Consider the following 24,640-nt stretch of genomic DNA (forward strand, 5'->3'; position numbering starts at 1 on the left):
ACCCGGCGACCAGTTCACCGCCGCCCGCGGGCGGGAGATCCTCGTCACGTCGGCGGACGGTCGGGCCCGCCGCCCCTCGCCACCGAAGGTACACCCGGAACCCGGGAATGTTCGCGGCGCCGTGAGCGCTTCAACGGGCTAGGACAAGGCCGGTGGTGCGCGGGATGCGGACCGCCGGCGCCGCGAGCGGGAGGCTGAAGGTGCGGGAGAAGGACGGGGCGGCCGTGCTGAGCGCGGCCGAGGTCGGGGCCGAGCTGGGCGGCCGGGCCACTCTGGTGCAGTTCTCCAGCGCCTTCTGCCAGCCCTGCCGGGCCACCCGGCGCACGCTCACCGAGGTGGCCGACATGGTCCAGGGGGTGGCGCACATCGAGGTCGACGCGGAGGCGCACCTGGACCTCGTACGCCGCTTGAACATCCTTCGCACCCCGACCGTGCTGGTGCTCGACGCGGGCGGCACGGTCGTACGGCGGGCGTCCGGCCAGCCGCGCAAGGCGGATGTCATCGCCGCCCTGGGGGAGGCGGTCCGTGATTGATCTCCCAGATGCCCGGCGCCACTTGACTGCGTGGGACACGCATCGTCAGTCTGACGTAATGCGGCCAGGATTCCTTCTCTACGGACGCGCGCACGTGGACCTTCTGCGCACCGCGAGCGCGCGCTGTCCGGGCTGGTGAGCAACGACGACAGCACCACCGTCGTCGGCCCCGCCGACGGCGGCACCGCTCCGGCTCGTACACCACAGCAGAAGGACAACTCCATGACGGTCTCGTCCGACCTCGCCACGTCCCCGACCGCCGCCCCCGAACTCCTGCGCTCCGTCTTCCGCCGGCACGCCGCGGGCGTGGCCGTGATCACCGCGGCGCACGGCAGCCGCCCCGTCGGCTTCACCGCGACCTCCCTGACCTCCGTCGCCGCCGAACCCCCGCTGCTCTCCTTCGGTATCAGCACCACCGCCTCCAGCTGGCCCGCCGTCTCCGAGGCCGGCCACATCGGCGTGCACATACTGGGCGAGCACCAGCAGGAGCTGGCCGCCACCTTCGCGCGCAGCGGCGCCGACCGCTTCGGCGCGCCCACCTCCTGGCACTACGGCCCCGAAGGGGTGCCGCTGCTGGACGGCGTACTGGCGTGGATGGTGTGCGAGGTCATCGCCCGTATCCCCGCCGGGGACCACCGCATCGTGCTGGCCCGCGCGGCGCACGGCGACCCGTCGGGCCAGGGCCGCCCGCTGCTGTACCACCAGGGCCGCTTCAACGCGCTGCGGGACTGAGGCGTCCCCGCGCCCGCCTGTTCGGGGCCGTTGGGAAGGTCACAGTTCGACGGCCTTGATTCCGGGGAATGGGGTGGGTGTACTAGCGAGTAACATTCCGGTCGGCGCGGGGATCCCATCCCGACCGGGAGCCGCCCCCATAGGCGCCTATGCTGCCCATACAAGGCAGTTCGAAAGCGACGAAGCAGGTAGGAGAGCCGGCGTGAGCTTGAGGATCGTTGTCTGTGTGAAGTACGTGCCCGACGCCACCGGCGACCGGCACTTCGCCGATGACCTGACACTCGACCGTGACGACGTGGACGGTCTGCTCTCTGAGCTGGACGAGTACGCGGTCGAGCAGGCCCTGCAGATCAAGGAAGCGGCCGACGACGCCGAGATCACGGTCCTGACCGTCGGCCCCGAGGACGCCAACGACGCGCTGCGCAAGGCGCTGTCGATGGGCGCCGACAAGGGCGTGCACGTCGAGGACGACGACCTGCACGGCACCGACGTGCTGGGCACCTCGCTGGTGCTGGCCAAGGCCATCGAGAAGACCGGCTACGACCTGGTCATCTGCGGTATGGCCTCCACCGACGGCGCGATGGGCGTGCTCCCGGCGCTGCTGGCCGAGCGCCTGGACGTGCCGCAGGTGACGCTGCTGTCCGAGGTCTCGGTCGAGGGCACCACCGTCAAGGGCCGCCGCGACGGCGACACCGCCACCGAGCAGCTGGAGGCCGCGCTGCCGGCTGTCGTGTCCGTCACGGACCAGTCCGGCGAGGCCCGTTACCCCTCCTTCAAGGGGATCATGGCCGCCAAGAAGAAGCCGGTCGAGTCCCTGGAGCTGGACGACCTGGACATCGACGCGGACGAGGTCGGCCTGGAGGGCGCCTGGACCAAGGTCGAGGACGCCACGGAGCGCCCGGCGCGCACGGCGGGCACCGTCGTCAAGGACGAGGGCGAGGGCGCCAAGCAGCTCGCCGAGTTCCTCGCGGGCCAGAAGTTCATCTAAGGGCCCCAGCCCACTCAACCGTCCTCATCTTCCCCGCAGGAGAGCAATCCCATGGCTGAAGTCCTTGTCTACGTCGACCACGTGGACGGCGCCGTCCGCAAGCCCACCCTCGAACTGCTCACCCTCGCCCGCCGTATCGGCGAGCCCGTGGCCGTCCACCTCGGTGCCAACGCCGAGGAAGCCGCGAAGGTGCTGGGCGAGTACGGCGCGGTGAAGGTGCTGGCCGCCGACGCCCCGGAGTTCACCGAGTACCTCGTCGCCCCCAAGGTCGACGCGCTGCAGGCCGCCTACGACGCCGTCTCCCCGGCCGCCGTGCTGGTCCCCTCCTCCGCGGAGGGCAAGGAGATCGCGGCCCGCCTGGCGGTCCGTATCGGCTCCGGCATCATCACCGACGCCGTCGACCTGGAGGCCGGCGACGAGGGCCCGGTGGCCTCGCAGTCCGTCTTCGCGGCGGCCTACACCACCAAGTCCCGCATCACCAAGGGCACCCCGGTCATCACCGTCAAGCCCAACTCCGCCGCTCCCGAGGCCGCCGCGGCCGCCGGTACGGTCGAGCAGCTCGCGGTGACCATCGCCGACTCCTCCAAGGGCACCAAGGTCGTCTCGCGCACCCCGCGCGAGTCCACCGGCCGCCCGGAGCTGACCGAGGCCGCGATCGTGGTCTCCGGCGGCCGCGGTGTCAACGGCTCGGAGAACTTCGCGGTCATCGAGTCGCTCGCCGACTCGCTGGGCGCGGCCGTCGGCGCCTCGCGCGCCGCGGTGGACGCGGGCTGGTACCCGCACACCAGCCAGGTCGGCCAGACCGGCAAGTCCGTCTCGCCGCAGCTCTACATCGCGGCCGGCATCTCCGGCGCGATCCAGCACCGCGCCGGTATGCAGACCTCGAAGACCATCGTGGCCATCAACAAGGACGCCGAGGCCCCGATCTTCGACCTGGTCGACTACGGCGTGGTCGGCGACCTGTTCGACGTCGTGCCGGCGCTCACCGACGAGGTCAAGTCCCGCAAGGGCTGAGCCCGTCGGCGGCATGGGCCGCCCGTGAGATGAGCCAAGGCCCGGGGCCCGTACGCACAGCGCGTACGGGCCCCGGCCTTGTTGCGGCGTCAGTCGCCGGTGACGCCGTCGATCGCCTCGCGCAGCAGGTCGGCGTGGCCGTTGTGGCGGGCGTACTCCTCGATCATGTGGACGTAGACCCAGCGCAGGCTGATCGTGCGGCCGTTGCGCTCGAAGGTCTCCTCCAGGCTGCGCCCGGCGGCGGCCGCGTCGCACGCCTCGATCTCGGCCCGCAGCGCCGCGAAGTCGGCCTCGGCGCCCGCCGGGTCCACCGCCTCGAAGTCCGCGTCGGGCTGCTCGTCGGTGCAGTAGCGCGAGGCGATGTCCTCGCCGGCCAGGCGGCGCCGGAACCAGGAGCGCTCCACCTCCACCATGTGGCGGACCAGGCCGAGGAGGGTGAGGTTGGAGGGCGGGGTGCTCGCCGTCACCAGCTGGGCGGGGGTCAGGCCCGCGCACTTGGCGAGCAGGGTGTCGCGGTGCCAGTCGAGCCAGCCCTGGAGCATCTCCCGCTCCGCGGCCACGAACGGCTCGGCCCTGCGCTCTACTTCGGGTGCGATCCATGTCATGCGCACCACTGTCGCGATCATCGACGTGGCGCGCCACCGAATTCCCTTACGCCGCTGGACCAGCACACAAGATGGGTGTTGACCTGCGAACACCGCGCGGCTAGCTTCGCTATACGGATTGTTGATTCCGGGTAGCGGAAAGCTGCTGGGGTTGTGACGACTGGGAGGGTGTCGAATGGGTCAGCACGAGACGGCGGCCACGAGCCTTGCGCACACCGTACGCGAGGAGATCGGGGCCACTCTCGCAGAGGTCGACGCGCAGCTCGCGCGGCGCTACCCCGGCGACCCCGGCACCCGCCAGCCCGTCCATACCGTCTACGTGCCCGGCGACACCTTCGCCGCGGACACCATCCGCACCTGGGGGGACCGCGCGCTGGCCGCCCTGGACGAGCACGCCCCCGACGCCGCCGCGCTCGCCTCCGTCCTCGGCCTCGGCGACGACCTGGCCACCGCCGTGCACGACCGGGTACGCGCCAAACTGGAGCGCGAGCCCGTCGAAGACCTGCGCATCGACTTCGAGGACGGCTACGGGCCGCGCCCGGACGCCGAGGAGGACGAGGCCGCCGCCCGCGCCGCGGCCCTGGTGGCCGCCGCCCACCGGGACGGCACCGCCGCCCCCTACATGGGCATCCGCATGAAGTGCATGGAGGCCGCCGTGCGCGAGCGCGGCATCCGCACCCTGGACATCTTCCTCACCGGCCTGATGCGCGCGGGCGGCCTGCCCGACGGCCTCGTGCTGACCCTGCCCAAGGTCACCTACGCCGAGCAGGTCACCGCCATGGTGCGGCTGCTGGAGGCCTTCGAGAAGACGCACGGCCTGCCCGCCGGGCGGATCGGCTTCGAGATCCAGATCGAGACCACCCAGTCGATCCTGGGCCCCGACGGCCGCGCCACCGTGGCGCGCATGATCGACGCCGCCGAGGGGCGCGCCACCTCCCTGCACTACGGCACCTTCGACTACAGCGCCTCCTGCGGGGTCAGCGCCGCCCACCAGTCCCTGGACCACCCGGTGGCCGACCACGCCAAGGCGGTGATGCAGGTCGCGGCGGCCGGTACGGGGGTCCGGCTCTCCGACGGCTCCACCAACGTCCTGCCCGTCGGGGACGGCGCGCAGGTCCACGACGCCTGGCGGCTGCACCACGGCCTGGTGCGCCGCTCGCTGGCCCGCGCCTACTACCAGGGCTGGGACATGCACCCGGGCCATCTGCCCACCCGCTACGCCGCGGTGTACGCCTTCTACCGCGAGGGCCTGGAGCAGGCCGCGGGCCGGCTCGCCGCGTACGTCACCAAGGCGGGCGGCAGCGTGATGGACGAGCCCGCCACCGCCAAGGCGCTCAGCGGCTATCTGCTGCGCGGCCTGGACTGCGGCGCCGTGGACATCGCCGAGGTGGCCCGCCTGACCGGGCTGACCCGCGCCGACCTGGACACGCTGGCGGGGCGCGCGGCCCCGGCGGCCTGAGCGCGCCGCGGCGGGTGACGCGGGCGCTGCCATCGATTCACCGATGGCGGCGCCGTGAGGCATTCATTGGTTGTGGGCAGCCCAACTCCCTATAGTCGAACGGGATTCGGGGCCGGCCGGTGTCGGTTCCGCAGGGATTTTAGGGGGAACATGTCCAGCTTGCCGCAGCGCGTCGTGCTCGCGCTGACCAGTCACGATCTTCTGGGTGACACCGGTCAGAAGACCGGCTTCATGCTCTCGGAGGCCGCCGAGCCGTGGAAGGTGTTCAAGGACGCCGGATACGCGGTGGACCTCGTCTCGGTCAGGGGCGGCAGGCCCCCGGTCATCCACCACGACCTCGGCGACCCGGTGCAGGGTGCCTTCCTGGCCGACCCCGATGTGGCGGCCCAGATCGAGGCGACCTCCGACGGCAGCGAGGTCAACTCCGCCGATTACGCGGCGATTTACTTCGTCGGCGGCCACGGCACGATGTGGGACTTCCCCGACGCCGCCCAGCTGACCAGGATCGGCCGGGAGATCTACGAGAACGGCGGAGTGGTCTCCGGCGTCTGCCACGGCGTCGCCGCGCTGGTCAACCTCACCCTCTCCGACGGCAGCCACCTCGTCGCGGGCAAGGAGTTCTCCTCCTTCACCAACGAGGAGGAGTCGGAGGTCAAGCTCGCCGACGTCGTGCCGTTCCTGCTGCAGAGCGCGCTGGAGGAGCGGGGCGGCACGCACTCCAAGGCCGAGCCGTTCACCGAGCACGTGGTGGTCAGCGAGCGGCTGGTCACCGGCCAGAACCCGGCGTCCAGCGCCGGGGTGGCCGCGGCCGTCGTGGACCTTCTGACCGGCTGAGCGCCGCCCTCGCGCACGCGCTTCACCACAGCCGGGCGGCCAGCAGCAGATGGCGGTGGACCGCCGCCACATGCGGCCGGTTCGTGCCGCCCCGCCGCACCGCCAGGTAGAGGGTGTTGATCGGGGGGAGCTCGGGCTCGTGCAGCAGTATGAGCTCCCCCTGGTCCAGTGACCGCAGCACCAGATAGCGCGGCAGCACACTGATGCCCGCACCGGCCGCCACCGCGGACAGCACCCCGCGCAGATCGGGCACGACCACCGTGGCCTCCATCGGGGGACGGCGGCCGAAGACGGTCAGCCAGTACCGCCGTACGAGCGGCAGCTCCTCGGCGTAGGAGACCAGCGGGACCTGGTCCAGGGCCGCGCCCGCCTCGGGTGAGACATCCGCCGGCAGCCGCTTGGCCCACTCCTGGTTGCCGACGAGCACGAACTCCTCGTCCGTCAGCGGCGTGGCGCTCACCCCGGAGCGCCGCGGGCGCACCGTCGAGATCACCAGGTCGTGCCGGCCCGCCGCCAGGTCGTCCAGCAGCTGCTCGGGCAGTCCCAGCGTCGTACGCAACTTCAGCCCGTCCGAGACGAGTTCGGACAGCGCAGGCAGCACCCGGGCGGAGACGAGGTCGGCCGGGCCGCCGAGGTAGAGCGGCTGGCGGAACGGGTCGGCGTGCACCACATCGCTCTCCACCAGCGCTTCCAACGCGTCGATGTGCGGGGCCAGTTGGCGTGCGAGCTGGTCGGCGCGGGCGGTCGGGGCGACCCCGCGCGGGAGCCGTACGAACAGCGGCTTGCCGATCCGCCGCTCCAAGGTGCGGATCTGCACGGTCACCGTCGGCTGGGACTTGCCCAGATGCGTCGCGGCCTTGGTCAGCGAGCCCGTGCGGTGCACCGCGAGAAAAGTCCGCAGCAGGTCGAGGTTCATCCGGCCACTTCCCCCCTCCGCGCCCACGCGAAAACCGAACGCCGCTAAGCCCTCCCTGCGCCAAGGGTAGCCGCCGCGGTGGAGCGGCCGACCGGTCCGTTCTGGCCGCACCGCATTGCCCGTACCGCACGGCACCGCATTGCCCGCACCGCACCGGACCGCATTGCCCGCACCGCACCGGACCGCGCTGCACCGCGCCGCGCCCAACAAGTCTTATGGGGCCACAAGGAGTTCTTATTTGATGGCATACGGGGCCACTGGTTGACTTGTCGGTATCGAGACCGGCCGCGCAATCGGAATTCCGGGAACACCCGGAGTCCTCGGAGTTCTCCAAGCTCCCGGGAATTGATGCGCAGCTGTCAAGAGATATGGGGGAATGGTCTTGGTCACCATGTCCGAGGCGGGCGGAGCGGCGCGCAGCAGCGTCACTCCCGGCCATCTGCCGATACGCTTCGACGCCGGCCCGGCGGACGTCGCGGCACTGAAGACGCTGGTACGCAAGGGCGCCCGGGCGCGCAACGAACAGTTCGACGGGGAAACCCACCTCAACGAGGTCATCCCCAAGCCGTGGGGCTACGAATACCGCGCCTATGTCGATGACTTCTTCGACTTCTGGGCGCTGCACATCGACGCCCCGCACGGCACCTCCATGCACACCCACCCGCGCAAGCTGACATATCTGCTGTGCCTGGGGGGCGAGGGGGTGACAGCGGGCCTGGAGCGCGAGGTCGCGGTGCGGGCGGGGACGGCGCTGCGCATCGCGCCGGGCGCCTTCCACGCCACGCGCAACACCGGCGACGAGCCCCTGGAGCTCATCGAGGTCGAGGTGCCGCGCAACAAATTCGACCTCATGCGGCTCAGGGACGACTACAACCGGGCCGGTACGGCCTATGAGTCCGCCTCACTGAAGCAGCCGCGGTACCCGATGCGGAAGGTCCCCTCCTTCCCCAACGCCCGTATGCGGGCCCGTACTCCGGACGGCAGGTTCCATTTCTCGCTGCGCACCGGAATGGACATCTTCTACCGGCCGAGCCGGAACGATCTCTTCTACGTTCCGCTGTGCGTTTCCGCGGTGGTGCGCACGGACGTGGAGCTGCTGACCGGGCGGCCCGAGGACGACCGCCGCCCGCAGACCGACACGCACTACTTATGCATCAGCAGGGAATTCTGACCCGGCCGCGCGCCGGACAGGGGGAAATCACATGTCTCGTCATACAACAACGCGCCAACCGGCCTCCCGCAGCGCCGTGATCATCACAGGTCCCGGATTTCAGGACCACGACGTCGTCTTCACGTACTACCGCCTGCTCGAACAGGACTGGCAGGTGGATGTGGCCACGAAGAACGGCGAGGGCGTCCAGGGCAAGTACGGCATTCCGCTGCCGATGGACAAGACGGCCCGGCCGCTGATCGCCTTCGAGGACCTGGCCGTCGACCAGTACGACGCGGTCATCCTCACCGGCGGCCACGAGGCCCCCGACCGCGTCCGCCAGGACCGCCGGGTCCTGGACTTCGTGGCCGGCATGGACCGGGCGGGCAAGGTCGTCGCGGGCCTGTGCCACGGTCCCTGGATCATGGTGAGCGCGGGTGTCCTCCAGGGGCGCAAGGCCTGCGCGTACATCGGACTGCGCGACGACGTGACCAACGCGGGTGCTGAGGTGGTGGACAGTGATGTCATCGTGGACGGCAACATCATCACCTGCTCCTACTACGGCTACATGGGCGCCTTCATGCGGGCCGTGTTCGACACCGCGGACCGGCTCGGGACCCCGGACCGCCCCGAAGCCGCGGACCGACTCGACGCGCCCGTGAAGCCGGGAGCACAGCCGCCCGCAGGGCCGGACGGCTCCGACCGGGCCGCCGCGGCATGAACCGGCTCCTGACGCTCGACTTCGACGGGGTCATCTGCGACGGACTGGCGGAGTGCGCCCTGGTCGCCTGGCTGGGGGTGCACCCCCAAGGCCGCGCAAGCAGCGGACGCGAGCAACTGGCGGGCGTGCCATGGAAGTTCATCGAGCGGTTCCGTACCGTACGCAACTTCTCGCGCACCCTGGACCACTTCGTCGTCGCCCACCACCGCTCGGCGGACGCCTTCGCCTCCCAGGAGGAGTTCGACGGCTACTTCGCCTCCCTCCCCGAGGAGTACGTGGCCCGCTTCACCGCCGCCGCGGGCCAGGCACGGCAGTGGCTGCGCCGCACCGATCCGGAGTTCTGGCTCGGGCTGCACACCCTCTACCCGCGCATCGCGCAGGTGCTGCGGCGCAACGCCGGGGCGACGGCCATCGTCACCGCCAAGGACGAGGACTCCGTGTGGGCCCTGCTGGAGCGGCACGGGCTGGCGGACACCGTCACCGAGGTCGTCGGGGAGTGCGCCCGCAAGGCGGAGGCCGTGGCGCAGGTGGCCCGCCGTGCGGACACCGCGCTGGGGGAGGTGACCTTCATCGACGACAACCTGGCCAATGTGCGGCGGGTCGCGGCCATCGGGGCCCGCGCCCGGTGGGCGCTGTGGGGCTACCACACGCCCGAACACCTCAAGGAAGCAACGGAGTCGGGCGTGGTCGCGCTCAAGCTCGCCGACCTCGCCCGGTACGCGGCCTGACCCGGCGGTGGGGGAGTCCTTCCCCCACCGTCTTTTCCTGTCCTCATCTTTCTGTCCTCGCACCCATCACGTCCTTTGGAGTACCGCCCATGCCCACCGTGCGGACAGCGGACCACCCCTCCTTCACTCCAACTCCACGGCTCGCCCTGCCCTTTGGCGCACAGCTCGCCCTCCTCGTCGCGATGGCCTTCGCCGTCCCCGCCCAGCTCTACCTCGCCGTGGCGATGGCGGAGCCGGTGGGGGCGGCCTTCGGCGTCGGTACGGGCGCCGCGTCATGGACCGGCGGCGCCTTCTCCTTCGCGTACGCCGCCGGCTTCCTGCTCTTCGGGCCGCTCTCCGACCGGGTCGGACGGCGGCCCGTACTGGCCCTCGGGGCACTGGCGACGGCCGTGACCACCGCGCTGATCGCGCTGAGCGAGGACTTCGGCTCCTTCCTCGCGCTGCGCGCCCTGCAGGGGCTGGCGGCGGCCACCTTCGCACCGGCCGCGCTCGCCCATGTCGCCGACCGCGCGCCCGCGGCCCGCCGCCCGTTCGCGCTCTCCGTGCTGACCACCGGACTCCTGGGCGCGGGGCTGGCGGGCCAGGCCTTCGGGCAGCTGGTGGCCGGACACGCCCCCTGGCGCACCGCGTTCTGGCCCGCCGCGATCCTGTACGCACTGGCCGCGGCCGCCCTGTGGCGGCTGCCGTCCGCCGCCCGCGCCGCCCGCCCGGGGCCGTGGCGCGAGGTGTACGCGGCGATGGGCCGGCTGGCCCGTACCCCCGGGCCGAAGGCCGTCTTCGGCTGTGCCGTCACGGTGTTCGGCAGCTTCGTGGCCATGTACGCGGTGCTGAATGCCCGTCTGCGCCAGGACTTCGGGTTCGACACGGACGGGCTGCTGCTCGTCCAGGCGATCGGCGCGCTGGGGCTGGCGGCCGGTCCGCTGGTCGGCCGGTCGGCCGCGGCGCGCGGACCGCGGCCGTCGGTCGTGGCCGGGTTCGCCGTCGCGTCCTGTGGGCTCCTCCTGCTCCAACTACCCGTCGGAGCACCCGCGTTGATCGGTGCGACCGTCGTCTTCGTGGCCGGGATCAGCCTCGTGGTGCCCGGCCTGGTGGGGCTGTTGAACGAGCTCGCCCCGCAGGCGCGCGGCGCGGCCGTCGCGCTGCACACCTGTGTGCTGTTCATCGGCGCGTCGCTGGGGCAGCTCGCCGCCCCCTACGCCGGCTACCGGCCGATGCTCGCGGCCCTGGCGGCGCTGCTGGCCCTCGCCGCCGTCGTGGTGGCGCGATACGCCCGGCCGCGGCCGGGCCTGCGCGGCGTAGGCTCGACCTCGTACCCGGCCCATGCGACGGCGGGCCGTGCAGCGGTGGCTTGTACAACAGCGCCCCGCACCACCGTGACCCATGAAGCGGTGGCCCGCAGCGCGGCGGGCCGCCATCACCCGGCATCGGAGGCTGAGGAACCATGACGGCCGATTCCGCACTCCCTACCCCTTCCCGCGTCCTGTTTGTGCTCACCAGCCACGACGTGCTGGGCGAGGACGGGCGGCCCACCGGATTCCATCTCGGTGAGACGGTCCGGCCCTGGCGGATCGTGCGCGCCGCGGGCCACGAGGTGGACTTCGCCTCGCCCCGGGGCGGCCGGCCGCCGATGATCGGCCACGATCCCGACGACGCGGAGCAGCACGCCTTTCTCGCCGACCCCGAGGTCAAGGCGAAGCTGGACCGTACCCTCACCCCGGAAGAGATCGACGCCGACCGCTATACGGGCATTTTCTTCGTCGGCGGCCACGGCGCCATGTGGGACTTCCGCGAAAACACCGCGCTGGCATCGCTCACCCGTCGCATTCATGAATCCGGCGGCGTGGTCGCGGCCATTTGCCACGGACCGGCGGCGCTGGTGGACGTCACGCTCTCGGACGGCAGCTTCCTGGTGGAGGGAAAGCAGCTGACGGCATTCGCCGACGCCCACGAGGAAACCCGCGGCCTCGCCCAGGTCGTCCCCTTCCTGCTCCAGAGCGCGCTGGAGGAGCGCGGTGCCGTATACAGCTGCGCACCCGACAAGGTGGGGCATGTGGTGGTCAGCGGGCGGCTGGTGACGGGCCAGAATCCGGCCTCGGCCACCGGGCTCGGCGAACGCCTCGTGGCACTTCTCGGCCGCGGCTGAATAACCTCGAAGGGGGACGGGATAACCCTGGAGGGGGATAACCCCGAACGGGACGGGTCATCAGAAATATTGGGTGACCGAGACGCCGGATATTTCCCACCCGTACACCGCAGAGGGCCTTTCCGGCTCATGGTCCGGCAGCTACGGTAATTGACGGCTCCACCGCAATGACGCCGTGGAGACCGCGCGAGTCGGGGGCGCGTGCGGAAGATACTGGCATACGGGAGGTTTTTCACTGTGCCTCGAATATATGCCGCGGTGATCCTCACGGCCGTCGACCGGTGTCCCGACGGCAGCAGGTCGGGCTACTGGCTTCCGGAAGCCGCCTATCCGTGGGCGGCGCTGGACGGCGCGGGCTGGGACGTCCGCTTCATCAGTACCCACGCCGCCGAGCCCGAGCCCGGCGGGGTGGACGCCACCGATCCGCTCCAGCGCCGGTTCCTCCAGGACGAGCGGGTGCGCCGAAGGCTCGCCGACACCCGCCGGGCCGGGGCCTACCGGCCGCAGGAGTTCTCCGTGGTGGTGTACGCGGGCGGCTGCGGGGCGCTGCGCGATCTGCCCGAGGACGCCGAACTGGCCGCGTTCACCGGGGAAGTGATGCGCGGCGGCGGGGTGGTGGCGGCCTGCGGGCACGGGGTGGCGGGGCTGCTCGCCGTGACCGGGCCGCAGGGCGATCCCCTGGTCCACGGACGGCGGATGACCGGCCCCTCGCCGCAGGAAGAGCGCTTCCTCGCGCCGGGGACGACGGACCCCGAGTCCGACGCCGGGCCCTCCTGCGGGCTGGCCGACGAGCTGAAGCGGCGCGGCGCCCGCTACAGCGCCCGAGCCGCCTTCACTCCGCACGTCGTGACCGACGGCCATCTGATCACCGGTCAGAATCCGGCGTCCGCGCCGGAGTTGGCCTCGCTCCTGGTGGGTCTCAGTGCCAGAGCCGGGCTTTCACCAGAAGGTGGGACCGTACGGCCGCCAGCCCGCACCGGGTGCGCTGCCCCGCCCGCACCGCGAGGTACAGCGTGTTGAGCGGGGGCACCTCGGGGTGGTGCAGAACCACGATGTCGCCGCGCTCGATCTCCTCGGCGCACAGATAGGTCGGCAGTACGGAGATGCCCGCGCCCGCCTTCACCGTGGCCAGCACGGCCCGCAGGTCCGGGACGGTGACCTGCGCGGCGAAGGCGGGGTGCTCCTCGAAGACGGTCGTCCAGTAGCGGCGCACGATGGGCAGCCCGTCGGCGTACGCGATCACCGGTGCGCCCTCCAGTGCCTTGGGTCCCTGCCGGTCGATGTCCTCGGCCGAGATGCGCTGCGCCCAGGCCCGCCCGCCCACCAGCGCGAACTCCTCGTCCATCAGGGCGGTGGCCACCACGCCCTCCAGCCGCGGCCGGGTCGTGGCGATCACGACGTCGTACGCGCCGTCGGCCAGGGCGGAGAGCAGATCGTCCGTCAGGCCCAGGGTGATCCGCAGCCGCAGCCCGTCGGAGATCAGGTCGGCCAGCGCGGGCAGCACCCGGCCGGTGATGATCTCACCGGGCCCGGCCAGGTGCACCGTACGGTCGGCCAGCTCCTGCGGCCGCAGCCGCTTGTCCATGGCCGCCTCCAGGCGGTCCAGCGCGTCCGCGGTGTCCCGTACCAGCTCGTGCGCGGCCTGCGTGGGCACGGCGCCCTGCGGTACGCGCAGGAACAGCGGCTGCTCCAACAGCCCCTCCAGCGCCCGGATGTGACCGGTCACCGCGGGCTGCGAAATGCCCAGCCGCCGCGCCGCTCTGGTCAGCGAGCCGGCCCGGTAGACCGCCAGACACGTGCGAAGCAGCGATAGATCCATACCTCTCCCCAGGCGATGGGACATCGGGCCGCGAGCCGGGTGCGTGCTGCGGGCCGCGTACGGGCCGCGGGCCGGAACCGGATCGGAGTCCGGCATTCCGGAGCGCCCCCTTCCGCGGACCCCTGGCCTCGCGGCGCCTCGGCCGCGCGTACCTCCACAGGTCGCATACCTTCCACTCTCGACGCCCGCCCGATTGTTTGGCAGGCCCCTCCCGCCAGGCCGAACAATCCCGTACGGCCGTCGGCGCCTTGATCACCGACGGAATCCGGCGGCGAACGGTCCGTTCACCGCACCCGCCGCAGCGGCGGCAGTCCGCCGTCCACCAGCACCCCGACGAGGCGGCGAGCCCGCTCCGCAACGCGGACAGATCCGGCCCGCCGGACCGGGCCGCCGACTCCGCCTTCAGTCCGTGCAGCGCGCGCCCGGCAACCGGAAGATGCTGTTCCGCTGCCTCGGTCGGCACCACCAGCTTCCGCCGCCCACCCGCCGGGTGCGGCTGCCGCCGTACGTACCCCTGCTCCTTCAGACCGTCGACGATCTGCCCTGCGGCCTGTTTCGAGTGCGGAAGGGCGGTGTACGTGGCGGGGAGCGAGGAGGGGCGGGTGCTGCCCTGGGCGGAGTGAGGGGTTCCCGTTCTTGGGCCGGGATGGAGGCGGGCCGGGACTGGGTCTGGGCGGCCGGTCGGGGATCAGGCGGGTGGCGGGGGGATTTCGCCGGAGCCGCGGGGGATGAGGCGGGTGGGGAGTTCGACGCGGCGCGGGGGTTCTTCGGTGCCCTCGAGGCGGCGGAAGAGGATGGCGGCGGCGGTGCGGCCGAGGCGGGCGGCGTCCTGGGCGACGACGGTGATGGCGGGGGAGACCAGGTCGGCGAGTTCGAAGTCGTCGAAGCCGACCAGGGCGACGGCGCCGGGGCGGGCGGAGAGGACGCGTACGGCCGTGACCGTGACGCGGTTGTTGCCCGCGAACAGGGCGGTGACCGGGTTCGGCCCGTCGAGCATGGCGGTGGCGGCGGAACGTACCCGCTCGGGCGCGGTGGAGCCCAGTGACACCCAGGCGTCGTCGACCGGCAGGCCCGCGGCGGACATCGCGGCGCGGTAGCCGCGCAGCCGCTCCACGGCGGTGTGGATGCGCGGCTGGTCGCCGATGAAGCCGATGCGGCGGTGGCCGTGCGCGATGAGATGGGCGACCGCGTCGCGCGCGCCGCCGTAACTGTCGGAGAGGACGACATCGGCGTCGATGCGCCCGGCGGGGCGGTCCACGAAGACGGTGGCGATGCCGGCCGCGATCTCCGGTTCGAGATAGCGGTGGTCGTCGGCGGCGGGGATGATCACCAGGCCGTCCACCCGGCGGGCGCACAGGGCGAGCACCAACTCCTGTTCGCGGGCCGGGTCCTCGGCGCTGGAACCGTTGATCAGCAGCGCGCCGTGGTCCCGGGCGACCTCCTCCACGGCGCGGTTGAGCGGCCCGTAGAAGGGGTCGGCGAGGTCTTCGAGGACCAGGCCGATGCTGGCGGTGCGGCCCTTGCGCAGGATGCGGGCGGAGTCGTTGCGGCGGAAGCCGAGGGCGGTGATGGCCTCCTGGACGCGGCGTTCGGTGTCCGGGGTGACGCCGGGCTCGCCGTTCACCACACGGGAGACCGTCTTGAGGCCGACTCCGGCGCGGGCCGCGACGTCCTTCATCGTGGGGCGGGTGCCGTAGCGACGGGCGGTGCCCCGGGCGGTGTCGGTCACGTGCGCGGTCCTGTTCCTCGTCGGTGCGTCGGTGCGTCGGTGCGTCGGTGCGTCGGTGCGTCGGTGTGCTGCGTCCTCGTCGCTGTGGCGTGTGGCGTCGAGCATAGCCTCTAGACAACGTTGTCAAATGTCGGAAGACTGGCGTTCCCACGTCGGACCGAGCCCCCGGCTCCCGCCGCCCACCAGGAGATTCGACACCGATGCAGACAGAACTGAGCGCAGCGCTGGACATCGGCGGCACGAAGATCGCCGGTGCCCTGGTGGACGGGCGTGGGCGGCTGCTCGTACGGGCCACCCGCCCCACCCCCGCCCGCGAGGACGGCACGGTCGTGATGGCGGCGGTGGCCGAGGTCGTCGCGGAGCTGGCGGCGGCACCCGAGTGGGCGCGGGTGGCGGCCGTCGGCATCGGCAGCGCGGGCCCGGTGGACGCCAAGTCCGGCACGGTCAGCCCCGTCAACATCCCCGGCTGGCGCGGCTTCCCGCTCGTCGCACAGGTCCGCGACCTGGTCGGCGCGCGCCCCGTCGTCCTGGTCGGCGACGGGGTGGCGATGACGGCCGCCGAACACTGGCAGGGCGCGGCCCGCGGGCTCGCCAACGCCCTGTGCATGGTGGTCTCCACCGGCGTAGGCGGCGGCCTGGTCCTCAACGGCAGGCTGCACCCCGGCCCCACCGGCAACGCGGGCCACATCGGACACATCAGCGTGGAACTCGACGGTGACCCCTGCCCGTGCGGCGCCCGCGGCTGCGTCGAACGCATCGCCAGCGGCCCCAACATCGCCCGCCGCGCGCTCGCGGACGGCTGGCGCCCCGGCCCCGACGGCGACGCCAGCGCGGCCGCCGTCGCCGCCGCGGCCCGCACCGGGGACTCCATAGCCATACGGTCCTTTGAGCGCGCCGCACAGGCACTGGCCGCCGGAATCGCCGCCACCGCCACCCTCGTCGAGATCGAGATGGCGGTGATAGGCGGGGGAGTGGCCGGCGCGGGCGACATCCTCTTCGCGCCGCTGCGCCGCGCCCTGCACGACTACGCGACGCTCTCCTTCGTCCAGGACGTCAAGGTCGTACCAGCACAAATGGGTACGGATGCCGGAGTGGTGGGCGCCGCGGCCGCCGCCGCACAACAGTCCCGTCTCGATGCCTTCACCGCCCCCTCTGACACCGCCTGAGGCCCCTGCCCTCCCTTTAGGCTGTCTGCGACCACAGGACGGGCGAGCGGCGCCGGGCGCACAGGGCCGGGCGGCGCGGTCCGGGCAGGCAGGGCCCGGCCAGGTATGAAGGAGAACGGTCGACGGTGGAATCGGGGGAGCGGGGCCAGTACGGCGCGCCCGGTGCGGACGGGCCCGGCGCGGCGGGCGGGCCGCGGGGCGCGGGCGGCGACGGCGGCACGGACCTGACCGGGCGGCTGCTCGGTGGCCGCTACCGCGTGACCGGACAGGTCGGCCGGGGCGGGATGGGTGTGGTCTGCCGGGCCGTCGACGAGGTCCTGGGCCGCGAGGTCGCGGTGAAGGTGCTGCGCGCCTACACCGACGCCTCCGCCCCCGAACTGGCCGATCTGCGCACCCGCATGCAGCGCGAGGCGCGCGCCGCGGCCCGTATCAAGCACCCCGGAGTGGTCACCGTCCACGACGTGGTCGACGAGGGCGGGCGGCCCGTCATCGTCATGGAGCTGATCGACGGCTCCTCCCTGGACGACGTGATCGCCGAGCGCGGCGCGATGGACCCGCGCGAGATCGCCCGCGTCGGCGCCCGGGTCATGGACGCGCTGGACGCGGCCCATCAGGTGGGTGTGCTGCACCGGGACGTCAAGCCCGGCAATGTGCTGCTGGAGCGGCGCGGGCGGGTGGTGCTGACCGACTTCGGCATCGCCAGCATCGAGGCGCCGGACGACGGCGCGGCCACCAACATCACTCGCAGCGGCGAACTCGTCGGATCGCTGGACTACTTGCCGCCCGAGCGCGCCCAGGGCCAGGCCCCCGGGCCCGCCTCGGACATCTGGTCGCTGGGCATGACCCTGTACGCGGCGGTGGAGGGCAGCGGCGCGCCCTTCCGCCGTACGTCGGTCTGGTCGACCCTGACCGCGATCGTCTCCGAGCCCCTGCCCGCACCCAGACGGGCCGGCCCCCTCACCCCCGTACTGCACGCCTTGATGGCCAAGGACCCGACCGCCCGCCCGACCGCAGCCCAGGCACGGGCCATGCTGGAGGCGGTCGCCGAGGGCCGCGACCCCATGTCCAGCGGCGCGGCCCACGGCTCCCCAACGGCCCCGGACCTCCTCCGCACGGCCCCGCCCGCCCCCTCCTCCGCGCAGCCGCCTTCGCCCGTGCCTCAACCGGCGCCTCCCGCAACGGACTTCGGCCCGTCGGCGGGTGGCGGCCCATCGGCCGGGACCGGATCGCCGCAGTACGGCACGGGTGCGGGGGCCGTCGGCGGGCAGGCCGGTGCGGGGCCGCAGCCCGGCGGCGGGGTGTACGGAACCGGCCCGCAGCCCGGTGGCGGATCGTACGCAACGAGCCCGCAGCCCGAGGCCGGACAGGTCGGCGCGGGCTCGCAGCCCGAGGCCGGGCAGTACGGGGCCGGTCAGCAGTCCGGTGGCGGCCAGTTCGGCGTGGGCCAGCAGTTCAACGGCGCGTCGTACGGAACCGGCTCGCAGCCCGTCAGTGGTCAGTTGGGCGCGGAGTCGCAGACCCACGCGAGGCAGTTCGGGGCGGGTTCGCAGGCCGACGCCGCCCAGGTCGGCGCGGGCCAGCAGGCCGCCGCCGCGCCGTACGGCACCGGCCCGCAATCCGTAGGCGGGCCCGGTCCCGGTGGCAACGGGCGGGACGGTGCCGGGCTGAGTGGCCAGGAGACGGTGGCCGTGCTGGAGCCCGGGCGTGGGGGCGCCGCGGGGGCGTCCGGGCGGAAGCGTCGTAGGGCGGCGCTGGCGGCGGGGGCCGTGGCGCTCGTGCTGACGGCGGCCGGTGGTGTGACGTACGGGCTGGTCGGCGGGGGCTCCGGTGGGGGCGGTGCGGACGGCGTGCGGGAGCAGGCGCAGCCGGCCGGGCAGCCTGCTGGGACGGGTGGACAGGACCGTTCCCCGGACGCGGCGGGCAAGGATGGCGCGAAGAAGGACAAGGAGAAGGGGAAGGGCGAGGGGAAGGGCGAGGCGGAGGCCGGGGGTGGCGCCGAGGGGAAGGGCAAGGAGGAGAAGGCCGGGCGAGAGGACAAGGGCGACGGCAAGGGGAAGGGCAGCGCTTCGCCCTCGCCGTCGAAGTCGTCCGGACCGGCCTCCGGTGGCGCCGGCAAGGACCCCAAGCCCGGTGGCGCGGGCGGCGGGGACAACGGTGGTACGTCGGCGGGCTCCGGCAATGGCGGCACGGGCAGCCAGAACCCCGCCCCGCCGCCGTCCTGTTCGCCGATCGGCGGCGGTAAGCACAACTGCCAGGTGTGGCGTACCGCCGCCTCGTACACGGCGGCGGGCCAGCAGGTCGGCACGCTCAACGCGGGCACGAACTACTTCTACTGCCAGGCGAATCTGGGCCGCCGCGAGACCCACGGCGAGTGGACCAACGTGTGGTGGGCCAAGACGGACGACGACAGCGGCAACACCGGGGTCTATGTCAGCGTCGTCTACCTCAAGGGCGGCGCGAACGACCAGCCCGTGCCCGGCCTGCCCACCTGCTGAGGGACGGGCGGGGCCGGGCCGCGGGCCTCAACTCCCGTGTCAGCAGCGGAAGGTGGCGTTCGCCCAGTCCGCGTGGTCGTGGTCGATGCCGTCCCCGGCGTCGGTCACCACGAGCCGTACGGTGCGCGCGCCGGACAGCTGGGCGGACAGGGGCGTGGCCGCGCCCGCCCCGGTCACGGTCTCGCTGCGGGCGACGCGCGCACCGTCCGCCCAGACCTCGAAGCCGACCGAACCCCGCGCGCCCACCTCGTCGTCCACGCCGACCAGCGCCTGGAAGGCCGTGCACCGGCCGCCGGTGTAGTACATCACCTCGCTCGGCGCGTGCACCCCGAGCCCCTTGGCGTACGCGGCGCCGCCGACGCGTATCGGCCTGCCGTCGCCGCCCGCGCTCTCGCCGACGCTGGTGTCCTTCTCCACCGGGCCCCAGCCGTTGGCCGCGTCGAGCCAGGTCAGATCGCTGGCGTACGGATTCCCCGCGGGCGGCGGCACCACGACATGGGCCTTGCCCGGGAGTTCGGCGCTGACCCGCTCGCCGCCGGGGGTGCGGTAGGAGGCGGTCAGCGTCAGGTCGTACGTGCCGGAGGGCGCGCCGGGCGGGGCGGTGATCCGCCACCGGGTCACGAGGCGTTCGCCGCCGGGCAGCGCGGCGGCCCGGTTTGGGGACTGTGCGGTGGCCTGCCAGCCGGGTGCGCTCTTGAGGCCGACGCGCACGTCGCGTACCGCACTGCGGCCCAAGTTGCCGACGGTGGAGGTGAGTTCGGCGGCATGGCCGGCCTCGACGAGGGCGGTGGTGTCGGTGCCGGCCTCGACGGCGGGCGGGTACTGCGCCCAGTCCTTGTCCGCGGCGACGCGGTAGACCACCGTGCCGTGCGCGGGGACGGTCGCCGAGATGGTGCCCGCGGTGTGCGTGTCCTGGTGCCGCCACAGGTCGCGCAGCCGGTATCCGGGTGCCTGCGGCAGGCCCGCTTCCCTGGCGGTGGTGGTGATGCGCTGCGGCCGGTCGCTCTCGTTGAACAGGGCCACCGCCCGCTCCCCGCCCGCCAGTTGCTTGACGACGGTCCAGCGGCCCGCCTCGGACTTCAGTACGGTCCCCTGCTTGCCCAGCGGGTCCTGGTCCAGCGCGACGACCTCGCGGTTGCCGAGGATCTCGAAGGTGGCGGGCGAGGCCTTGCGCAGGTCGGAGCCGATGAGCAGCGGTGCGGACATCATCGACCAGAGGGTGAAGTGGGTGCGGTACTCGGTGTCGGTCATGCCGCCGTTGCCGACCTCCAGCATGTCGGGGTCGTTCCAGCGTCCGGGTCCCGCGTACGGCGCCAGCGGCAGGTTCTTCTTGAGGATGCCGAGCATGCTGGCCCAGTTGTCGCTGATGTCACCGGTGGTGCGCCACAGATGTCCCGTGTCCGCGGCCCACTCCCAGGGCTTGTTCTCGCCCCACTCGCAGATGCTGTAGACGATGGGCCGCCCCGTCGCCTTGAGCGCGTCGCGCATGGCGGTATAGCGCTTCTTGGCGTCCACGCCCTGGTTGTTGCAGTTGTCGTACTTGAGGTAGTCGACTCCCCAGTCGGCGAACTGCTGGGCGTCGGACTTCTCATGGCCCAGTGCGCCGGGGAATCCCGCCGGGTTGCAGGTCTTGGTGCCCGCGCTGGTGTAGATGCCGAATTTCAGTCCCTTGGCGTGGACGTAGTCGGCGACGGCCTTGATGCCGTTGGGGAAGCGCTTGGGGTCCGGTACGAGCTTGCCGCCGGCGTCCCGGGCGGGCAGTGCCCAGCAGTCGTCGAGGTTGACGTACTGATAGCCCGCGGTTTTGAGGCCCTTGGTGACGAAGATATCGGCGATGCCCTTGACCATGGCCTCGTTGAACTCGGCCCGGCAGTGGGTGGAGTTCCAGTTGTTGAAGCCCATCGGGGGTGTCTTGGCGAGGCCGTCGGGAAGCCGGGGCGCGGTGGCCGTACCAGGTGCCGCGGGGGCGGCGGTGGCCGTCCCTGCCGTGGCGGTGAGCCCGGCGGCGCACAGCAGCGCGGGCAGCAGCGCTGCGAGGATTCTTCGGCGGCCGTGGCGTCCGGTGCGGGGCGTGTGCTGGTGCATGAACCTTCTCCTGCGTCGTCGCGAGAGGTGCTGTGGAGTCATGTACCGGTCACTGGCGAGTGTTTACGGTAGGGCTTGTTGAAGTCTGTTGGAAGAGATGCGGTAACGGTTGGCCGTTCCCCCGCCAAAACCCTTGACTTGACCTGCTGTTGGGGGTGAGATCCCAGCACTCGCGTTCGGTTCTGTTTGGTTCCACCGCTGAGGAGGGGGACATGGTCCACTCGAGATTCGACGGTGCGGGCACGCCGCCGCAGGGGCCGGCCCATCGGATGTCCCGCCGCACGCTGCTGCGCGGCACGGCCCTCGGCGCGGGAGCCGTCGCCCTGCCGTCCGTACTGGCCGCCTGCGGCAGCGGTACGGGGGACGGCGAGTCCGTCACCCTGGGGTCCAACGCCTCCGACCCGGTGCCGAAGAAGGCCTACGGTGCGGCGTTCACGGCGTACGAGAAGAAGTCGGGCAAGACCGTCAAGGTCAACACCGTCAACCACGAGAACTTCCAGGAGAACATCAACCGCTATCTCCAGGGGCGCCCCGACGACGTCTTCACCTGGTTCGCCGGCTACCGCATGCAGTACTTCGCCAAGAAGGGACTGCTCACCGACATCAGTGACCTGTGGCAGGACTTCAAGGGGTTCTCACCGGCGCTGAAGAAGCAGTCGACGGGCGAGGACGGCAAGCAGTACTTCGTGCCGTTCTATTACTACCCGTGGGCGGTCTTCTACCGGAAGAGCGTGTTCCAGCAGCGCGGCTACCGCGTACCGAAGACCTTCGACGAATTCCGCGCGCTGGCCCGGCAGATGGACAAGGACGGCCTCGCCGCCATAGCCATCGGCAACAAAGAGGGCTGGCCCGCGATGGGCACCTTCGACTACCTCAACATGCGGGCGAACGGCTATGACTTCCATATCGCCCTGATGCGCGGACAGGAGTCCTGGACCAGCCCCAAGGTCAAGCGCGTCTTCGAGCTGTGGCGGGAGCTGATGCCGTATCACCAGAAGGGCGCCAACGGCCGTACCTGGCAGGAGGCCGCCCAGACGCTGCGGCAGAAGAAGGCCGGGATGACCGTCCTGGGATCGCAGCACCCGGGCCAGCAGTTCGGCCCCGCCGACAGCGCCGATCTGGACTTCTTCCCGTTCCCCGAGATCGATCCACAGTACGGGCAGGACGCCGTCGAGGCGCCGATCGACGGATTCCTGATGTCCCGCAAGGCCAAGGACAAGAAGGCGGCCAAAGCGCTGCTGGCGTTCCTGGCCACTCCCGAGGCGGAGGCCCAGTACCTGAAGACCGACCCGACCAGCATCGCCACCAACAGCCGTGCGGACATCGGCTCCTACACGCCGCTGCAGAAGAAATACGCGGCGCTGCTCTCCGGTGCGCAGCAGATCTCGCAGTTCATGGACCGCGACACCCGGCCGGACTTCGCCTCGACCGTGATGATCCAGGCGATCCAGCAGTTCATCAACAAACCGGAGGACATCGACGGGCTGGTGAACGGCATCGAGCGGCAGAAGAAGCAGATATTCGCCGCGCAGTGAGTCACAGCGAATCACGGGGGCCGAGCGCCATGCCGAACGCAGGGCCGCGACCGGGGTCGCGGGCACGTACGCACCGAGCGCGGCCGCGCCGTGGGCCGCGCCGCTACAGAGGCCGCGACCTGGCCGTACTCGGCGTGCTGCTGGGCCTGCCGGTGCTGCTGGACCTGGTGCTGATCTGGGGGCCGACGCTGGCCTCGATCGGCCTGTCCTTCACCACCTGGGACGGCATCGGCGACATCCGCTGGACCGGCGGCGAGAACTACGAGAACCTCTTCACCACCTACCCGCAATTCTGGCCGGCGGTCCGCAACAACCTGCTCTGGCTGGCCTTCCTCGGCCTGGTCGCCACCCCCTTCGGCCTGCTGCTGGCCGTCCTGATCGACCGGGGGGTGCGCTTCAGCCGCTTCTACCAGTCCACGCTCTACATGCCGGTGGTGCTCTCGCTGGCCATCGTCGGGTTTATCGCGCAGTTGATCCTCTCCCGCGACCAGGGCGCGCTGAACGCCATCATCGCCGACCGCACCGACCCCGTGGACTGGCTGGGCGATCCGGACCTGAACATCTGGATGGTGCTGCTGGCCGCCTGCTGGCGGCACACCGGATACGTCATGATCCTCTATCTCGCCGGGCTGAAATCCGTCGACCCGAGCCTGAAGGAAGCGGCCGCCATCGACGGCGCCAATACCCGCCAGACGTTCTTCCGCGTCGTGCTGCCCACCCTGCGTCCGGTGAATGTCATCGTCGGTGTCATCACCGTCATCGAATCGCTGCGCGCCTTCGACATCGTCTATGCCATCAACAAGGGCAGAAACGGCCTGGAACTGCTGTCCGTTCTGGTGACCGACAACATCATCGGAGAGGCCAGCCGCATCGGATTCGGCTCCGCCATCGCGGTGGTGCTGCTGCTGGTCTCCCTCGGATTCATCGTCACCTATCTCGTCCAGGAACTGAGGGGAGCGCAGAAGCCGTGACCGTACCCGTCGCGCGGTCCGCCCGTCCCGCGGGCCGGTCCGGTTCCGCACCCGCGCCGGGTTCCCGCCGCCGCGGCCGGTTCGGCGTGCATCTGTTCCTGCTCGCGGTCTCGCTGGCCTTTCTCGCCCCTCTCCTGCTGGCCGTCTACGCCTCCCTGCGGCCGTACGAAGAGACCGCCCAGCACGGCTATTTCTCCCTCCCGCGCCGCCTCTCCTTCGACTACTACCGGCAGGCGTTCGTCGACTCCGGCATGAGCAAGTACTTCCTGAACTCGCTGCTGATAGCCGTTCCCGGAGTGCTCCTCACGCTCTTCCTCGCCTCCTTCGTGGCCTTCGCCGTCGCCCGGCTGCGGCTGCGCGGCGGAATGATCCTGCTGATGGTGTTCACCGCGGGAAACCTCCTGCCCCAACAGGTCATCGTCACCCCGCTCTACGTCCTGTTCAACAAGATCCCGCTGCCTCACTGGATGTCGGACTCACTGACGATGTACGACTCCTACTGGGCCGTCATCGCCGTCCAGATCGCCTTCCAGCTCGGCTTCTGCGTCTTCGTCCTGTCGAATTTCATGCGCACCCTGCCGCAGGAGATCCTGGAAGCCGCCATCGTCGACGGCGCGGGCGTATGGACCCAGTACTGGCGCGTCACCCTGCCCCTGTGCCGCCCCGCCCTGGCCGCCCTGGGCACCCTCCAATTCACCTGGATGTACAACGACTTCCTGTGGGGCCTGGTCTTCATCTCCGACGGCGACAAACTCCCCGTCACCTCCGCCCTGAACAATCTGCGCGGCCAATTCTTCACCGACTACAACCTCCTCGCCGCCGGCTCCGTTCTCATCGCCCTGCCCACCGTCCTGGTCTTCCTCCTGCTGCAACGGCACTTCATCGCGGGGCTGACACTGGGTGCGAGTAAAGGGTGACTGAGAAGCGCGGTTCGGTGGTGTGTGTTCACACCCCGTGTGAACGATACGTACGCATATGACGTGCGCACACGCTCCCGCTGTGCGGCGTGCTGCGGTT

The 24,640-nt window shown here is 71.5% G+C and carries 22 protein-coding genes; 17 read left to right on the forward strand and 5 right to left on the reverse strand.

The genetic code is table 11. The features are described 5' to 3' along the window. The first annotated feature begins 164 nt into the window (after positions 1-164). From AC4IJH_RS15485 to AC4IJH_RS15500, 4 genes are all read left to right on the forward strand, one after another. Positions 165-533 carry a TlpA family protein disulfide reductase gene (locus AC4IJH_RS15485; protein WP_490852262.1) on the forward strand — a complete coding sequence of 123 codons (369 nt, stop codon included), beginning with the start codon at positions 165-167 and terminating at the stop codon, positions 531-533. A 222-nt stretch (positions 534-755) separates the two neighbouring features. Beyond that, positions 756-1,265, forward strand: coding sequence for a flavin reductase family protein (locus AC4IJH_RS15490; protein ID WP_490852328.1), 510 nt, complete (start codon positions 756-758; stop codon positions 1,263-1,265). A gap of 202 nt (positions 1,266-1,467) precedes the next feature. Then, a complete protein-coding gene (locus AC4IJH_RS15495) occupies positions 1,468-2,253 on the forward strand; it encodes an electron transfer flavoprotein subunit beta/FixA family protein (protein WP_490852263.1) in 786 nt (261 codons plus the stop codon). A gap of 51 nt (positions 2,254-2,304) precedes the next feature. Beyond that, complete coding sequence (locus AC4IJH_RS15500) at positions 2,305-3,267, forward strand: electron transfer flavoprotein subunit alpha/FixB family protein (RefSeq protein ID WP_490852264.1); 963 nt, start codon at positions 2,305-2,307, stop codon at positions 3,265-3,267. A gap of 89 nt (positions 3,268-3,356) precedes the next feature. Here the strand turns inward: AC4IJH_RS15500 and AC4IJH_RS15505 are convergent, their stop codons facing one another. After that, a complete protein-coding gene (locus tag AC4IJH_RS15505; protein ID WP_490852265.1) occupies positions 3,357-3,872 on the reverse strand; it encodes a DinB family protein in 516 nt (171 codons plus the stop codon). Between the two features lie 175 nt (positions 3,873-4,047). Between AC4IJH_RS15505 and AC4IJH_RS15510 the strand changes: the two genes are divergently transcribed. Together AC4IJH_RS15510 and AC4IJH_RS15515 are read left to right on the forward strand one after the other, a co-directional pair. Beyond that, a complete protein-coding gene (locus AC4IJH_RS15510) occupies positions 4,048-5,331 on the forward strand; it encodes a DUF6986 family protein (protein ID WP_490852266.1) in 1,284 nt (427 codons plus the stop codon). A 150-nt stretch (positions 5,332-5,481) separates the two neighbouring features. After that, entirely contained in the window at positions 5,482-6,165 is a 684-nt protein-coding gene (locus tag AC4IJH_RS15515) for a type 1 glutamine amidotransferase domain-containing protein (protein ID WP_490852267.1), read from the forward strand. A gap of 22 nt (positions 6,166-6,187) precedes the next feature. On the opposite strand, the gene AC4IJH_RS15520 is transcribed toward AC4IJH_RS15515, so the two are convergent. Further along, entirely contained in the window at positions 6,188-7,081 is an 894-nt protein-coding gene (locus AC4IJH_RS15520) for a LysR family transcriptional regulator (protein ID WP_490852268.1), read from the reverse strand. A gap of 391 nt (positions 7,082-7,472) precedes the next feature. On the opposite strand from AC4IJH_RS15520, the gene AC4IJH_RS15525 reads away from it, so the two are divergent. The 6 genes from AC4IJH_RS15525 to AC4IJH_RS15550 all read left to right on the forward strand — a co-directional run bounded on the left by AC4IJH_RS15525 (position 7,473) and on the right by AC4IJH_RS15550 (position 12,843). Continuing rightward, on the forward strand, positions 7,473-8,252 hold the full coding sequence (locus AC4IJH_RS15525; RefSeq protein WP_490852329.1) for a cupin domain-containing protein: 780 nt from the start codon (positions 7,473-7,475) through the stop codon (positions 8,250-8,252). Positions 8,253-8,328: 76 nt separating this feature from the next. Then, complete coding sequence (locus AC4IJH_RS15530) at positions 8,329-8,952, forward strand: type 1 glutamine amidotransferase domain-containing protein (RefSeq protein ID WP_490852269.1); 624 nt, start codon at positions 8,329-8,331, stop codon at positions 8,950-8,952. After that, a complete protein-coding gene (locus AC4IJH_RS15535) occupies positions 8,949-9,680 on the forward strand; it encodes an HAD family hydrolase (protein ID WP_490852270.1) in 732 nt (243 codons plus the stop codon). Before AC4IJH_RS15530 ends, AC4IJH_RS15535 begins: the two co-directional genes overlap by 4 nt. An 89-nt stretch (positions 9,681-9,769) precedes the next feature. Next, the gene (locus AC4IJH_RS15540) at positions 9,770-11,125 is read left to right on the forward strand and encodes an MFS transporter (protein WP_490852271.1); all 1,356 of its coding nucleotides are present in this window, start codon (positions 9,770-9,772) and stop codon (positions 11,123-11,125) included. After that, positions 11,122-11,823: a type 1 glutamine amidotransferase domain-containing protein gene (locus AC4IJH_RS15545; protein ID WP_490852272.1), complete on the forward strand. Its 702-nt coding sequence runs from the start codon at positions 11,122-11,124 to the stop codon at positions 11,821-11,823. The genes AC4IJH_RS15540 and AC4IJH_RS15545 overlap by 4 nt, the downstream gene beginning before the upstream one ends. A gap of 237 nt (positions 11,824-12,060) precedes the next feature. After that, positions 12,061-12,843: a type 1 glutamine amidotransferase domain-containing protein gene (locus AC4IJH_RS15550; RefSeq protein WP_490852273.1), complete on the forward strand. Its 783-nt coding sequence runs from the start codon at positions 12,061-12,063 to the stop codon at positions 12,841-12,843. On the opposite strand, the gene AC4IJH_RS15555 is transcribed toward AC4IJH_RS15550, so the two are convergent. Further along, positions 12,743-13,642, reverse strand: coding sequence for a LysR family transcriptional regulator (locus AC4IJH_RS15555; RefSeq protein ID WP_490852274.1), 900 nt, complete (start codon positions 13,640-13,642; stop codon positions 12,743-12,745). The genes AC4IJH_RS15550 and AC4IJH_RS15555 overlap by 101 nt on opposite strands. 688 nt (positions 13,643-14,330) lie before the next feature. Continuing rightward, on the reverse strand, positions 14,331-15,371 hold the full coding sequence (locus AC4IJH_RS15560; protein WP_490852275.1) for a LacI family DNA-binding transcriptional regulator: 1,041 nt from the start codon (positions 15,369-15,371) through the stop codon (positions 14,331-14,333). 200 nt (positions 15,372-15,571) lie between these two features. On the opposite strand from AC4IJH_RS15560, the gene AC4IJH_RS15565 reads away from it, so the two are divergent. Further along, entirely contained in the window at positions 15,572-16,537 is a 966-nt protein-coding gene (locus tag AC4IJH_RS15565; protein ID WP_490852276.1) for an ROK family protein, read from the forward strand. A 125-nt stretch (positions 16,538-16,662) separates the two neighbouring features. After that, positions 16,663-19,032 carry a serine/threonine-protein kinase gene (locus tag AC4IJH_RS15570; RefSeq protein ID WP_490852277.1) on the forward strand — a complete coding sequence of 790 codons (2,370 nt, stop codon included), beginning with the start codon at positions 16,663-16,665 and terminating at the stop codon, positions 19,030-19,032. Between the two features lie 39 nt (positions 19,033-19,071). Here the strand turns inward: AC4IJH_RS15570 and AC4IJH_RS15575 are convergent, their stop codons facing one another. Continuing rightward, positions 19,072-21,117 (reverse strand): NPCBM/NEW2 domain-containing protein, encoded by a 2,046-nt coding sequence (locus AC4IJH_RS15575; RefSeq protein ID WP_490852278.1) that lies wholly within the window; start codon positions 21,115-21,117, stop codon positions 19,072-19,074. Between the two features lie 269 nt (positions 21,118-21,386). Between AC4IJH_RS15575 and AC4IJH_RS15580 the strand changes: the two genes are divergently transcribed. The 3 genes from AC4IJH_RS15580 to AC4IJH_RS15590 are packed head-to-tail and all read left to right on the forward strand — an operon-like array spanning position 21,387 to position 24,540. Continuing rightward, positions 21,387-22,652: an ABC transporter substrate-binding protein gene (locus AC4IJH_RS15580; protein ID WP_490852330.1), complete on the forward strand. Its 1,266-nt coding sequence runs from the start codon at positions 21,387-21,389 to the stop codon at positions 22,650-22,652. Between the two features lie 29 nt (positions 22,653-22,681). Further along, positions 22,682-23,623 carry a carbohydrate ABC transporter permease gene (locus tag AC4IJH_RS15585; protein WP_490852279.1) on the forward strand — a complete coding sequence of 314 codons (942 nt, stop codon included), beginning with the start codon at positions 22,682-22,684 and terminating at the stop codon, positions 23,621-23,623. Further along, the gene (locus AC4IJH_RS15590; RefSeq protein ID WP_490852280.1) at positions 23,620-24,540 is read left to right on the forward strand and encodes a carbohydrate ABC transporter permease; all 921 of its coding nucleotides are present in this window, start codon (positions 23,620-23,622) and stop codon (positions 24,538-24,540) included. Before AC4IJH_RS15585 ends, AC4IJH_RS15590 begins: the two co-directional genes overlap by 4 nt. Positions 24,541-24,640: the final 100 nt, after the last annotated feature.

Source organism: Streptomyces sp. UF-297 (assembly GCF_058245575.1).